This is a genomic window from Gemmatimonadota bacterium (assembly GCA_016704275.1).
GTDB lineage: Bacteria > Gemmatimonadota > Gemmatimonadetes > Gemmatimonadales > GWC2-71-9 > Palsa-1233.
Window position 1 is genome coordinate 258,026 of sequence record JADJAK010000002.1, and the last position, 13,611, is coordinate 271,636.

The following is a 13,611-nucleotide window of genomic DNA, read 5'->3' on the forward strand; positions in this document are numbered from 1 at the left end:
ACGCAAGTGCTTTGGTGGCAACAGCTTGCCGGAATGCCACCGGGCGTGTCCTGCGTGGGTGCTGTGGTGGCGAGATCATTCCGACGCGTCTGCGCCACACCTCGCTCCTTCGACGTGGTTGCGATGCATCCCGTCCGATCCCACGTTTCGGATATGGCTTCCCTCTCCCCTCGTCGGCGTCGAATCCTCCTCATCGCCGTGGCCGTGGTCACCGTCGTGGCGCTCGGCGTGCTGGCGTACAGCCAACGCTGGGCGATCAGTGGTCGTGCGGTGGCGATCATCGACCCGAAGGTCCGACGCTGGGCCGAGCGTGAGGTCTCCCGCCTTTCCGACGGCGTCTATCGACTGCACGCGTCGACCATCGTCGTGGACAAGGCCCGACACCGCGTGGCGATCGACACCATCACGCTGGTGACGGACGTCGCGGCCAACGCGCGCCGCCCGACGCCGCTCCCGACCGTCACCCTCCGCTTCCTGGGGTGTGATCTCGAAGGGATCGACCTCGATCGGTTGGCGGCGCGGCGCGGCCTCCACCTGCGCAGTGCGGGCTGTGACAGCGTGCATCTGGAGGGCGAGGTGCCGGCACCGAAGCCGGGCGCGGCCCCCGTCCCGATCCGCCCCGGCGTCTTCCTCTCGCTGCGCGACAACCTCGACCTGCCGCGCGAGGTGCCCTCCATCAGCGTGGATACCATCGCCTTCCCGCAGGTGTCGATCGCGCTCGGGCTCTCCGGGCGGAATCGGCGGCGCACGGTGCTCTCGCTTGATCGCTTCGCGGTGCGACTCGACTCGCTCCACTACGACCCGAAGCAACCGATCGAGGAGCGCGGGCCGCTGCTCTCGCGCGACGTCTCATTGCGGTTGGTCGGCTTCGAGGGCAATCGCGAAGCGGCGACCCGCCTCTCGCTCGACTCGATGTCGGCGTCGCTCGGCCGCGGGACCTTCCAACTCGATGGGCTGGTGTACGAGCCGATCATCGGTTCGCTGGGTGACTCGCTCGGCTTCCAGGCGCTCGAGGTCGGACACCTGCAGTTGCGCGGCGTCGACTGGCGCAGCTTCCTGACCACGGGGGACGTCGGCGTGAGCCGGCTGGCGGTGGAGCGCGCGCTGCTGCGCTTCCCGCCGCCGGGCGCGGCCCCGAAGCCGAGCGCCGCCGCCACCAAGAAGACCGCCGCGCCCCCGGTCTCGACGCCCCTGACGCAGCGCACCGTCGGCTCGCTGTTGCGCGCGCTCGGGCGCGACATGCGACTCGACACCCTCAGCGTGCTGGGCTTCACGCTCATCGAGGGCGCCACGAATCGACAGGACAGCACGGTCACCGTGCTCGAGCGCCTCGCGGTGCAAGGCGCGCACTTCGACGACTCCACCAGCTGGAGCACCGCGTTCCCGGTCGGACGGATCACGGTGGAAGCCGACCACCTCACGCGTCGGCAGGGCGAGAATCAGCTGCAGGTCGGGGCGCTGCGACTCAGCGTCGTGGCCGGCACGGCACGGGTCGATTCACTCCGCGTCGGACCCGACGGCAACGACGCCGCGTTTCGCCGGCGCCATCGCTTCCGCACCGATCGGATGGTGCTCTCGGCGGCACGCGTGGCGATCGCCGGCGTGGACTTTCCGGCCTACTTGCAGGATGGTGCGTTCCGGATCCGTCGCGGCGACGCCACCGGCGTCGAGCTCGACATCCTCACCGACAAGCGCATGCCGGTGGAGCGTGGCAAGCGGACGAGTCATCGGTATCCGCAACAAGCCCTCCGCGACCTCGGGCTCCCGTTCGGCGCCGACACGCTTACCCTTGCCGGCGAGGCACGGTACCGCGAACACGCGGTGTCGGCCCCAGCACCGGGCGTGATCGCCTTCCGATCGCTGCGCGCCACACTGATCAATTTCTCCAACGACCCGGCGCGGATGCAGGACAGCACGCCGTTCCGCCTCACCGCCGACGCCCGCCTCATGGGCGTGGCCCCCTTTCACTTCGAACTCGAGATGCCGCTGCTCGCCGATCAATTCACCATGCGCTATCGCGGCCGCCTCGGCGCGATGGACGCGGCGGCGCTGAATCCGTTCGCCTCCGATGGTGCCGGTGTGAAGTTCACCCGTGGGCGGATCGAGGGGATCAGCTTCGACGCCACGGTGGCCAGCGGACGTGCTCGCGGGCGCATCACGCCGCGGTGGACCAATCTCGGAATCGAGCTCCCCGGACTGGACCGAAAGAACACCGGCATCTTCGGGGGCCTCAAGCGGGCCGTGGGGAAGTTCGTGGCCAATGCCTTCATGGTCCGGGACGACAACGTGGCGGGGAAGAAGGAGCCGCCCCGTGATGGCACCATCGACCACCGCTGGACCCCGCGGGAGACCCTCCCCCAGTTCCTCTGGAACTCCATCCGCGATCCCCTCGTCCCACTCCTGAAGAAGTAGCGTCCCCGTGGCATTGCCGGGCCCGGCCCCCCATCTTTCGGTGGAGGGCGCCGTGGCACTGGCCGCCTACCAACCCGATCACCGGACGACGATGTCGTTGCCCCGCCGCCCGACCGAGTTGGTGCGCACCCTCGCCCCACTCGACATCCTGACGATCCTCTACACGGCGAGTTCCTTCCTCGTCGTCTCGCTCCAGTCCATCGGGGCCGACACGATGCGGGTCTCGTCCGGCGAGTTGGCCTGGCTACTGCTGGCCCACGCACTCCTGGTGGTGCTGGTCTTCCTTGCCGCGCAGGCACGCAACGAGGCCTGCGCCGAGCACTGCTTCCTGGCGGAGTGGTATCCGCTGGTGGTGCTGGTGGCGGTCTATGCGTCGGTCGATCTGGTGAATGGGCCGCGGCAGGCGGCGGGCCTCTCGCACGACGCCGTGATTCAGCGCCTCGAGCTGGCCACCTTCGGGCGCCAGCTCGCCCATGACTGGAGCCGGAGCCAGACGCAGGCGGCATTCTCCTGGCCGCTCTCGCTGGCCTACCTCGGCTTCTTTCCGTTGGTGATCGCCGCCCCGGCCGTCCTCTGGTGGCGCGGCCACATCATCCGCGCCCGGCAGACGATCTTCGGGATCTCGCTCGCCTTCTTCACCTGCTACCTCGTCTTCCTGCTCTTCCCGGTGGCGGGGCCGACCTACCTCTGGGGCTGGCCGACCGACGGCGCCCACACCGCCCTGCCGTCGCGCCTGGTGCGTGACCTGATCGATGGCGGCGATTCGTGGGGATCGGCGTTTCCGTCGAGTCACGTCGCCGCCTCGATGGCCGCCGTGCTCCTCGCCTTTCGCAACTGGCGTCCGCTCGGCATGGTGCTGCTGCCGTTCGCGCTCGGCATCCTCGTGGGCGTGGTGTACTTCCAGGTGCACTACGCGGTGGACGCCGTCGCCGGGTTGATCATCGCCGTCTTCGCGACCACCATGGCTGCCCGCCTCATCCCGGCGCACGCCGCGCGCGCATGAGCCGCACGCTCCGCCTCGTCGCCTTTCTCGTGGGCGCGGCGGTCCTCGCGCTGCTGATTCGTGAAGTCGGTGTCGATACGCTCGCGGAGGGCGCGCGTACGGTCGGTTGGTTCGCCGTCCCGATCGTCGCCCTGCACGCCGTTGTGTATGGCCTCAACGCGGTGGCCTGGTACATCACCCTCGCGCACGAGCCGGGCGCCCCGCCGTTCTTCAGCATCTTCCGGATTTCCGTCGTCGGCTTCGCGATCAATTTCCTCACCCCCGTGGTCAATGCCGGCGGCGAGCCATACCGGATGGCGGCGCTCACACCGTGGCTTGGCGGCCGCAAGGCGGCCGGCAGCGTGCTGCAGTACGCCATGCTGCACGCGCTCTCGTCGCTGCTGATGTGGCTGACAGCGATCATCGCCGCGCTGACGTTGCCGGGCGTGCACGGCCGCATCTGGTGGGTGCTGCTCGCGATGGGGGGCGTCATCCTGGCGGCACTCGGCGTGGTGCGCTCGGGGCACCGGCACGGTTTCGTCGCGCGGCTCGCAGGGTGGATCGCCCGCCGGCGGCTCGGACGGTTGTCGGCCTGGCTGACCAAGCAGGAGGAGGCGCTCGTCGCCGTGGACGCGCAGATCACCACGCTCCACGCCGAACGGCCGGGGCGCCTCGGCGCGGCGATCGCGGTGGACTACCTCTCGCGCTGGGTGGCGATGGGGGAGCTGCTGCTGGTGGCATACGCCGTCGGCACTCCGCTGGGTATCACGCCCGCGGTGATGATTTCGGGCCTGTCGGCGCTCGCGGTCAATCTCTTCTTCCTGCTGCCGTGGGAGATGGGATCGCGCGAGGGATCGCTCTACTACTTCTTCGGGCTGGCCGGGGTGCCGGCGTCACTCGGGTTGATCGCGGCGGTGATGACGCGGCTGCGCGAGATCGTCTGGTGCGCGCTCGGGCTGGCGCTCGCCGGCCCCGGTGGCCGCGCGGCCGCCGCCGAGGCACGGGCGGGACACACCACGCCCCCGGCCGCGTAGGCGACCGGGGGCGTTGGGTACCGCAGTGGCGAGTTACTTCGCCGGCGCGATCGTCACGTAGCGCCAGAGGCGCGCGACTTCCTTCGCATCGACGTACTTGCCGATCTCCTTCTGGAACTGCGCCTCGTTCTTCCAGGGGCGATACTCCTTGAACTCCCGCACCATCCGCCGACCGGCGCCCGGAATCGAGAGAATGTCCTCGTCGGTCGCCGTGTTCAGCTCGACCGGGACGAAGACGTACTGCTCGAAGCGCGCGACCTCGGCGGCGTCGACGTACTTGCCGATCTCCTTGCGCCACACCGCGAGCGACGCGTACGGGCGGTACTCGTTGAATTCCTTCAGCATCTTCGGGCCCATGCCGGGAATCAGGTTGAACTCGGCATCGGTCGCGGTGTTGAGATTCACCTCGAGAAAGAGCTTCGGGTAGAGCGCCTTCCGCTGTGCCACGGTGAAGCTCTTGGCGAGCGCCGCATCGAGCGCGGTCATCGTGAGATACGGACGGCCGGCCACCACGGCCTCGATGATCGCGGGCGTCATCCCCGGAACCGTCGCCAGCTGCTCGGCGGTGGCGAGGTTCGGATTCAGCGCGCCGAGGTTCTTGCCGACCTGCGCCGCGAGGGGCGTCGTGGCCAGCAGCAACAGCGCGAGCGGGGCGAATCGGCGAAGCGTGAACGACATGGTCAAGACTCCATGGGAAGGGTGCGACTGCCCGCCGTGACGGCGAGCGCAGGGTGACGATGTGACCAGAGCAAGCCCAGCAAACCGATCTGCAACATGGCGCCGGGGGCCAGCAGCGGCAACGAGCCGGTGACGGCCTCGCGGAACAGCTCCATGCCATGCATGGTCGGCGTGGTTTCGAGTTCCCACTCGACGTTGGCGCGGTAGTGGAGGAAGATCCCCACCGCCGCACTCACGCACGCCAACCCGGAGACGACGCGCACCGCGAGCACTGCACCGCGGGATCGCGCCGAACCGTACCAGGCAAATGCGAGCAGATACGCCGTACCGATGCCAAGCGGGACAAACTGCAGTGCGTCCTGATCGTGCCCGAGGAGCAGCAGCTCGGCGAGGATGCCGAGGACGCCGACGACGAGCACCACCAGGAGGAGCGACCGCCAGCGTTCGATGCCGGCCGCATTCATCGTGGCGCGATGCTCCGGATGTGGGCCAGGTTGCGCTTGGCGCTGGCGAGCGGATCGGGCCCGCCCTCCTGCTCGACGATGACCGGCTTCTGGTCGAGCTGCGGGACGGCCGCGAGGAACGCCTTCAGGTCCACGGTGCCGAGCCCAAGCTCGGTGTCGCTCGAGCGGTCGGCGACCACGTCCTTGATGTGGAAGCTCCAGTAGCGCGCGGTGTGCTGCTTGAGATAACGCATCGGATCGCCGCCACCCATCGTCATGTTGCCGGTGTCGAGCTGCAGGCGGACCACCGACGGATCGGTGCGCTCGAGGAAGACGTCGTACGGAATGACGCCGTCGATCGGCTTCTGGTGGTCGGGCTCGTTGTGGAAGGCGAGCCAGATCCCGGCGCGGCGCGCGGCCGCGCCGGCGGTGTTGAAGTGATCGGCCCACTGGCGCCACGAATCGAGCGGCTTGGTCTTGTCGATCGGCAGCGACGGGACGATCAGGTACTGGTGCCCGAGGTAGTGCGCGTCGTCGAGGCTCTTGTCCCAATCCTTCAGCAGGATCTCTGGGGCGATGTGCGCCGACGGGGCCTTGAGACCGGATGCGGCAAGCGACGCCTTCACCTGTTCGCGCGTGCGGTCGAAGTTCTTGAACGACCAGAGCAGCTCGACGTCGTCGTAGCCCATCGCGCCGACGGCCTTGAGGGTGCCCTCGGGGTCCTTCCGCATCGCGGTGCGGACGCTGTAGAGCTCGAGGCCGACCCGCCGGAGCGGGAGGGAGGCGGAGGCGGGGCGGGCCAGGGCGGCGCCGGCGATGGCAGCGGAGGCCGTGGCGAGGAAGTCGCGTCGTTGCATGCGTCGAAGGTAGGGCGACGGAGGCGGGGCCGGAAGAGCGAGGGCGGTGGACTGGACAGCGAACGATCGCCAGACCGAGGGTGACGGCCGAGACGGGCCACTTGCCGTTTATCGATATGAACCATATCGTTTATCGCTACCTCGTTCTGGCCCTGCCCCGGAGGATCAATGCCGCGAAGGTCACCGTCTTCGATCTCGCTTGCGCCCGGCTGCTGGCCGCGCTGGTGGCGCTCAATCAGATCGCGGCTTCGTCCTGGTGCTGGCGGTGGGTCTCGTTGCCGGCCCAATGATATGGAGCGGGTTCGGGTTGGGCGGGCGTCGCCAAGCGCTGGCCTTCCTGTGGCGCTCCGGGATCGCCGGGGCCCATCGCGTGTTGACCCAGCTGCGATGATCGTCGCGACGGTGGGCGAGGGACCCCTTCGTCACCGAAACTCGGCATCGGGGGCCACGGGACGGGGGCTCAACCTGCGGCCGTGGGTGACCGCGCGGCTGGTGCCGCAGCCGCTGCATACCCGGCGTCCTCTTGCCGTGGATCGCGATCCTGCTCTCTCCGTCCTCGCACAGGTCTTCACCGAGGGGACCCGGATGCGCGACGAGCTCGACGGGACTGTGTGAGATGGCAATTCTCATTCGGCTCGACGAGTTGTTGCACGCGCGGCGGATGACGCTGACCGACCTGGCCGAGGAGATCGGCATCACCGTCCCGAATCTGTCGATCTTGAAGACCGGCAAGGCGCGCGCGATTCGCTTCTCGACGCTGGAGGCAATTTGTGCGGCACTCCAGTGCCAGCCGGGGAGTTGATGGAATCACGGATGAGCAAACCGGGCGGACCCCCTCGAACAGGGCGGGCGTCCAGTTCGCGCGCGAGCGGATGAAGAGCCACCGCACGGATGACTCCGGGCGTCCCGCTACTTCGGGGCGATTGGCACGGACCACTCAAGATCGCCCCACCGGATCACCAACCGGGCGCTGTCGATCGCCAGCGTCAGCCGCTCCACCTGGGTCGCAAGAGGTGCGCGAGTCAGCGGAACGCGCACCAAGTCCTCCTTGGCGTTGTACTGTGTTCCGAATATCTGGGCCTGCTTGTTGATCACCAGCATCGAGCTGCCCGCCTGCTGCGGCAGCATCCAGAGGGAGTAGCGACCCGCCGGGACGAACGTGCCACCGACCATCGCATCGGCCGAGAGCGTGATCTGCGTGGCCATGTCGGCGCCGAGACGCCAGACGCGGTCGAAGGGCACGACGTCGCCCCAAATGGTGCGTCCACGGCGCGCTGGCCGACTGTAGTCGATCGTGATGCCAAGCGTTCCGATGGTTTCCGCGACGGTGTCACGCGGCGACATCGCCCCGATTCCCTGCGTGGTGGGGCGCAGCCCGCGGGCGCCGGTGTCCCTGGCAAGTCGGTCCGCCTGCCAGAAGGCGGGGCGGGCGGGCGATGGAGGTCAGCTGGGATGACCGGGGGTGGAATCGGGCACCGATGCTTGGCCTGCCGGAAGCCCCACTCCAAGAAGGAACGACGCCCAGGTACGGGGCGGGGGACCGTGCCGGAAGGCACCGCGAGGCGCTGTTCCGACCGCTCCCCCTTGGTCACCAGCTCACGGATGAGCGAGTCGCCGAGCCACGTCATCACGACCTGTGCGGGGACGTCGGCGATCGGTAGCCCATCGGCTCCGGTGGTCGATGCTTCATAGCGTGCGAATCCGCCTCGCGCGTCGAGGTCGGCTTGCCACCGGATGATTCGCGTCGGGCGGTGACCACGGTGCCCCGGGGGTGCCCCGACGGAAAATCGTTCGCCTGCATGGTGTCGTTGCCGGCGGACGGGGGCGGGGGCGGGCGCGGGGTTCCGCGAGTTGGGGGCGCGAATGATGCGCAGCGCGGGCGCCTCGACCACTGACCACTCCTGTCCCTTGCGTCCCTGGGCGCGGACGGCCGGGGATCATCACAGGAGGGTTCTGACCCATCCGCCGACGCTTGCGGGCCGCGGCGCGGTGGCGCGCACCCCGGGCGGAGTTCAGCGTCGGGCGAGGGGCGGCGGGGGGGCACCTTGCCGACGCCGGGATGGCGCCTGCATCTCGGGACTCGACCTGCTGGCCCTGCAGGCCGGCGTGGTGATGAACGGTGGTGCAGCCGACCTCGGCTGGCCTTCACCGCCCAGCGGGGGCGGCTCCTTCGGCGGGGACCCTGTCGGCTTCAGGCCCTGCGCCTTCGCCAGTCGGGTTCGGGCGGGGGGGCGGCCTGGTCGCGGCCGGGCGGCGGGGCCGTGGCGCGTTCGCGCGCGCCTGGTCGAGGGCACCGCTCCCCCGGCCCGCCCACGGCAACCAGGTGTGCGCGGAAACGGGGTTCACCAGCACGGGGCGATGCGCCGCGACGCGACCACCGCGGTGGACAATTGGCGCCTAACGCCGTAGGGCACCCCAGAACGCCAAACCACCCCCGAAACCGGAGTCTCGGGGGTGGCCAATCAATGGGCTTGGGAGGAGTTGAACCTCCGACCTCACGCTTATCAGGCGTGCGCTCTAACCACCTGAGCTACAAGCCCCAGTAGAGCCGCCAAGATTAGCCGTCCCGGCCCCGTGGGTCAACCGGTCGGGACCCCAGTCGGACCCTTCCCTACCCCGCCTGGACGATGTCCCGGACCAGTTCCGTGGTCCGCCGGAAGTCGATCTTCCCGCTCCCCATCGTCGGCAACTCCTCGATCACCACGAAGTCCCTCGGCATCGCGATGTTCGGCAGCTCCGTCGCCAGCTGCTTCAGGAGCGCGCCCTGATCGACCGGCTGGGAGACCGCCGCCACGATCCGCGCCCCACGGACCCCGTCCGGCACCTCGACCACGCAGCAGGCCACCCCCTCGGGGAGGAAGCGCTCCAGGACGTTCTCGACCCGGATCAGCGAGACCATCTCGCCGCCGATCTTCACGAAGCGCTTGAGCCGCCCCACGTGCCAGAGGTAGCCATCGGCGTCCTGGTACCCCATGTCGCCGGTGTCGTACCAGCCATTCCGCATGCTGAGCGTGGTCGCCTCGAAGTCGTCGAAGTACCCCTGCATCACGCTCTCGCCTTGCACCAGGATCTTGCCGATCTCTCCCACCTCGCACGGCTGGCCGGTCTCGTAATGCTCCAGCCGCACGCGGACGTTCGGCAACGGCCGCCCCACGCTGCCCGGCCGGTTGGCGCCGTGGAAGTTGAACGAGATGACCGGCGACGTCTCGGTGCAGCCGTAGCCCTCGAGCAGTTCGAGGTTGTGCTTCTGCTTGAACTCCTGCCGCAGCGTGTCCGGCGTCTTGTCCGCCCCCGTCAGCATGATCCGGCAGGAGGCGAAGTCGCCCGGCTCCGACTTCCGCAGATAGCCCCACATGAAGATCGGCGTCCCGACCACGAAGGTGACCTGCTCCGAGCGGATGATCTCGCAGATCGTCTTGAACTCGAGCGGGTTGGCATACGTGACCACCGTCATGCCGTGGAAGAACGGCAGCCAGAGATTGGTGGTGAGGCCGAAGACGTGGAAGAGGGGGAGGTTGGCGAGGAAGATGTCGGCGGAACTGACGGCGAGGAGGGAGGAGATCGCCTCGAGATTGGCGTTGATATTCCGGTGCGTGAGGGGGACCGCCTTGGGGTCGCGCTCACTGCCGCTGGTAAAGAGCATCACGGCCATTTCGTCGAGGTCACCGCCGTGCACCGTCCTGAGCAGCAGCGCGAGCGGGAGCTTGGCGCGGAACGCGGCGAGTGCCTTGTCCACCCCCGAGATGCCGGCCATCAGGTCCTCGATGAAGACCATCCCCGGCAGTGTCGGACAGTTGATCTTCTCCAGCAATGCCCGCGACGTGATCACCGTCTTGAAGGCACACTTCTTCTGCGCGTAGACGCAGTTCGCGGCCGCCCCGGTGGAGTAGTTGATCATCACCGGCGTCCGGCCGGCCAGCAGACTCCCCAGGATCGAGAGCACGCACCCCGCCGACGTCGGCAGCATGATGCCGAGGAAGCCCTCCTCGCCGTCCGAGAACTTCTCCGAGAGGATGAGCGCCGCGATCAGCGCCCGCTCGTAGGTCAGGCGGGTGCCGGTGGCACGGTCGATGATGGCCGTCTTGCCGGCGTACACCTTGGCGGTGCGCAGGAAGCGGTGGTGAAGGAGCATGGCCCGTCCGAAAGGGTCGCTGGAGGTCAGGGGAACCGCTCCGAGTCTAACAGAAGCGGGCCCAGCCGCCAGAGGTGGCCCGGTAATGCTGGCGCCCGGCCCGACCGATAACAGACGAGTCACCATCATCGGGAGATCGACGGGCGTGTTTGCAATTCTGGGCATCATCGTGGTTCTCGGCTCGGTCCTCGGCGGCTTCGCGATGGCCCATGGCCCGTTCGCCGTCCTCCTGGCCTGGTCCGAGTGGGTGGTGATCGTCGGCACCGCGGTCGGCACCGTCCTGATCTCCACCCCGAAGTCCGTCCTCGGCCACCTGACAAAGAAGATCCCCAGGGTCTTCACCGGCGCCGCCCCCTCGAAGGAGGGGTACCTCGACGTCCTGCGCCTCCTCTTCGAGCTCTTCCAGCTGGCCCGTCGGGACGGCTTGATCGCGATCGAGTCGCACATCGAGCGCCCCGAGGAGAGCAGCGTCTTCAAGAAGTATCCCTCGATCTCCAACGATCACCACGCCGTCGAGTTCCTCTGCGACGCGCTGCGGACGGTCCTCGCCGGCTCGGTGCCGGCCTACGACCTCGAGGCGATGCTCGAAGCCGAGATCGAAGTGCACCACGACGAGGACGCCAAGACCGTGGCCGCCCTGACCCGCGTGGCCGACGCCCTCCCCGGCATCGGCATCGTCGCCGCCGTGCTCGGCATCGTCGTGACGATGCAGGCGATCGCCGGCCCGATCGAGGAGATCGGCCACCACGTCGCCTCGGCGCTCGTCGGCACCTTCCTCGGCATTCTGCTCTCGTACGGCTTCGTGGCACCGATCGCCACGGCGGTGGAGACCCAGAACGGGGAGTCGCACCGGATCTTCCTGGTGCTGAAGGCGGGGATCGTGGCGTTCGCGAAGAACTTGCCGCCGATCATCGCCTCCGAATTTGCGCGGAAGGCCATCACGGCGGACACGCGGCCCACCTTCGCCGAGATGGAAGCGGCGTGCAAGGCCACGCGGCAGGAGAAGGCGGCGTGAAGAGTGACCGCGAAACGGTCATCCGCATCGTCCGCAAGGTCAACAAACACGGCGGGCACCACGGTGGTGCCTGGAAGGTGGCCTTCGCCGACTTCATGACCGCGATGATGGCGCTCTTCCTGGTGCTCTGGCTGATCACGCAGAGCTCGGAAGTCCGCAGCGCGATCGCGGGCTACTTTCAGGATCCGCTCGGCCGCGGCGACCAGTTCGGCACCTCGATGATCCCGGGTGCCGGCCAGCCGCTCGTCCCGTCCACCAACCCGATCCAGATCCAGTCGAGCATGGGCCAGCGTGCCGACCTGCTCGCGCTGAGCAAGCAACTCCAGGCCAGCATCGGCGATTCGATGATGACCGGGGAGATGAAGCAGAACCTGGTGATCGAGATGACCGATGAGGGGCTGCGGATCTCCTTGCTCGAAGACTCGACCGGCGTCTTCTTCGCCACCGGCTCCCCGACCCCGCGGGGCCTCGCCGAGCCGATCTTCCGGGCCCTTGGCGGCATGCTGGGCCGCGCCAAGTTCCCGATCGTGATCGAGGGCCACACCGACGCCCGCCCCTATGGCGACGGAAGCGGCTATAGTAATTGGGAGCTCAGCGCCGATCGCGCCAACGCGGTGCGTCGACTCCTGGTCGGCGGGGGACTGAGCGATGGCCAGATCCTGGCCGTTCGCGGATTGGCCGATCGGTCCCTCCGCGTCGCCACCGACCCGCTCGCCCCGCAGAATCGCCGAGTCACCATCGAGGTCAAGTTGACCGTGCCCGCCGCCGATTCGCTTCCGCCGAAGCAGGATCCGACCCGCTTCCCGCCGTCGCCCCCGAGAGTTCCGCGATGAGCCGCGCCCCGGCGCGCACGGTCCTCCTGGTCGAGGCGCGCCCGGCAGGAACGGATGTGCTCGCGGCGGACCTGAACCGACTCGGTGGGGTGAAGGTGGTGCGGGTCCGGACGCTGGATGCCGCGCTCGATACCCTCGCCACCATGCCGGTCGACGCGGTGGTCGGGGTGCATCAGCCGCCCGACCTCGAGGGGCTCGTCCTGCTCCGGACCCTCCACGGCGAGGAGCAGCGCCAGGACCCCGCGACGGTACTGCTCGCCGAACAGGACGCCGCCACGATCCGGATCGCCGCCTGGCGGGAAGGGGTGGACGCGATCCTCACCTGGCCCGCCGATCCCGTCGACGTGGCCGGCGCCCTGATGGTGCTGATGGAGCGCCGGGCCGCGGAGCGGAGCCGGAGCAGCCGGATCTCGGGGCCCGACGACAGCATTCGCCGCCTCGTGGCGCTCCTGGCGACCACGCTCGACGCCTCCATCCCGGGCGCGAGGGCGCGCGGGGAGGCGTTGGTGCACGCGGCGACGGCGGTTGCCAACGCGATCGAGGTCCCCTCGGACCTCCTCATTCCCATGGAGTTCGCCGCCCGGCTGCACGAACTGGGGCGCATCCGGGACCAGCGCGTCCCCTCCCTCGGCTCCGGTTACGGCCTCCCTTCGGAGGTGACCCTCGCGGGTTCGGCGATGTTGGGCGAGATTCCAGCCTTGGCGGATGCGGCCATGCTGCTGGAGGGGATGGGAGCCAACTGGGACGGCTCCGGCGCCCCAACGGACCTGCAACAAGGCCAGATTCCCATGCGCTCCCGGATTCTCCGGGGGGCGCACGACCTGCTGGCGGCAGCGGACCGGGTGCCGGGCAACGGGAAGGGCCGGCTGGCCGTTGCCCTGTCGATGCTGGGGCAGCACGCCGGCACCTGGTACGACCCGGCTGTGCTGGCGGCGATGGAGGTGCTCGTCTCCACTGAGATGGACCCGAACTGGCTCCGTCACCAGGAGCTGGTGCCGCCGGCACGGCTCCGCGAGGGGATGATTCTCGCCGCGGACCTGCACACCGCCTCGGGGGTCAAGCTCTTGTCAGCCGGCTCGGTGCTGAACCAGGCCACCCTCGACCTGATCCGTCGACGGCACCTCTCCGACCCGATCGTGCACGGCGTTCCGATCCGACCCACCACCGGTTGACTCCGGGGTGGGCATGGCCCACTCCCCGAGGACCGCTCTCTGGCGCCGTTCTC

12 protein-coding genes, 1 tRNA gene and 1 pseudogene are annotated in these 13,611 nt (G+C 68.8%); 8 read left to right on the forward strand and 6 right to left on the reverse strand.

Going from position 1 to position 13,611, the window contains the following annotated elements; all coding sequences use genetic code 11:
* Positions 1–153 precede the first annotated feature (153 nt).
* Genes IPG05_04935 through IPG05_04945 form a run of 3 tightly spaced genes read left to right on the forward strand, consistent with a single transcriptional unit; the run spans position 154 to position 4,428 of the window.
* Positions 154–2,412, forward strand: coding sequence for a hypothetical protein (locus tag IPG05_04935; GenBank protein MBK6494430.1), 2,259 nt, complete (start codon positions 154–156; stop codon positions 2,410–2,412).
* A 52-nt stretch (positions 2,413–2,464) separates the two neighbouring features.
* Positions 2,465–3,415 carry a phosphatase PAP2 family protein gene (locus IPG05_04940; protein MBK6494431.1) on the forward strand — a complete coding sequence of 317 codons (951 nt, stop codon included), beginning with the start codon at positions 2,465–2,467 and terminating at the stop codon, positions 3,413–3,415.
* Entirely contained in the window at positions 3,412–4,428 is a 1,017-nt protein-coding gene (locus tag IPG05_04945; GenBank protein MBK6494432.1) for a flippase-like domain-containing protein, read from the forward strand. Before IPG05_04940 ends, IPG05_04945 begins: the two co-directional genes overlap by 4 nt.
* A gap of 33 nt (positions 4,429–4,461) precedes the next feature.
* On the opposite strand, the gene IPG05_04950 is transcribed toward IPG05_04945, so the two are convergent.
* The 3 genes from IPG05_04950 to IPG05_04960 are packed head-to-tail and all read right to left on the reverse strand — an operon-like array spanning position 4,462 to position 6,406.
* The gene (locus tag IPG05_04950; protein MBK6494433.1) at positions 4,462–5,106 is read right to left on the reverse strand and encodes a hypothetical protein; all 645 of its coding nucleotides are present in this window, start codon (positions 5,104–5,106) and stop codon (positions 4,462–4,464) included.
* Positions 5,107–5,108: 2 nt separating this feature from the next.
* Complete coding sequence (locus tag IPG05_04955; GenBank protein ID MBK6494434.1) at positions 5,109–5,570, reverse strand: hypothetical protein; 462 nt, start codon at positions 5,568–5,570, stop codon at positions 5,109–5,111.
* Positions 5,567–6,406 carry a sugar phosphate isomerase/epimerase gene (locus tag IPG05_04960; protein ID MBK6494435.1) on the reverse strand — a complete coding sequence of 280 codons (840 nt, stop codon included), beginning with the start codon at positions 6,404–6,406 and terminating at the stop codon, positions 5,567–5,569. Before IPG05_04960 ends, IPG05_04955 begins: the two co-directional genes overlap by 4 nt.
* A gap of 116 nt (positions 6,407–6,522) precedes the next feature.
* Between IPG05_04960 and IPG05_04965 the strand changes: the two genes are divergently transcribed.
* Together IPG05_04965 and IPG05_04970 are read left to right on the forward strand one after the other, a co-directional pair.
* On the forward strand, positions 6,523–6,696 hold the full coding sequence (locus IPG05_04965) for a hypothetical protein (protein MBK6494436.1): 174 nt from the start codon (positions 6,523–6,525) through the stop codon (positions 6,694–6,696).
* A 326-nt stretch (positions 6,697–7,022) separates the two neighbouring features.
* Positions 7,023–7,208: a helix-turn-helix transcriptional regulator gene (locus IPG05_04970; GenBank protein ID MBK6494437.1), complete on the forward strand. Its 186-nt coding sequence runs from the start codon at positions 7,023–7,025 to the stop codon at positions 7,206–7,208.
* A gap of 107 nt (positions 7,209–7,315) precedes the next feature.
* On the opposite strand, the gene IPG05_04975 is transcribed toward IPG05_04970, so the two are convergent.
* The 3 genes from IPG05_04975 to IPG05_04985 form a co-directional block, all read right to left on the reverse strand.
* On the reverse strand, positions 7,316–7,750 hold the full coding sequence (locus IPG05_04975) for a DUF2911 domain-containing protein (GenBank protein MBK6494438.1): 435 nt from the start codon (positions 7,748–7,750) through the stop codon (positions 7,316–7,318).
* A 1,122-nt stretch (positions 7,751–8,872) separates the two neighbouring features.
* Positions 8,873–8,946 (reverse strand) — tRNA-Ile (locus IPG05_04980).
* Positions 8,947–9,017: 71 nt separating this feature from the next.
* The gene (locus tag IPG05_04985; protein ID MBK6494439.1) at positions 9,018–10,538 is read right to left on the reverse strand and encodes an AMP-binding protein; all 1,521 of its coding nucleotides are present in this window, start codon (positions 10,536–10,538) and stop codon (positions 9,018–9,020) included.
* A 145-nt stretch (positions 10,539–10,683) separates the two neighbouring features.
* On the opposite strand from IPG05_04985, the gene motA reads away from it, so the two are divergent.
* The 3 genes and pseudogenes from motA to IPG05_05000 all read left to right on the forward strand — a co-directional run bounded on the left by motA (position 10,684) and on the right by IPG05_05000 (position 13,558).
* Positions 10,684–11,553, forward strand: a complete 870-nt coding sequence (gene motA, locus IPG05_04990) for a flagellar motor stator protein MotA (GenBank protein ID MBK6494440.1) — start codon at positions 10,684–10,686, stop codon at positions 11,551–11,553.
* Positions 11,554–11,615: 62 nt separating this feature from the next.
* Positions 11,616–12,386 (forward strand): annotated as a pseudogene (locus IPG05_04995) (OmpA family protein).
* Entirely contained in the window at positions 12,383–13,558 is a 1,176-nt protein-coding gene (locus IPG05_05000; protein ID MBK6494441.1) for a hypothetical protein, read from the forward strand. Before IPG05_04995 ends, IPG05_05000 begins: the two are co-directional and overlap by 4 nt.
* Positions 13,559–13,611: the final 53 nt, after the last annotated feature.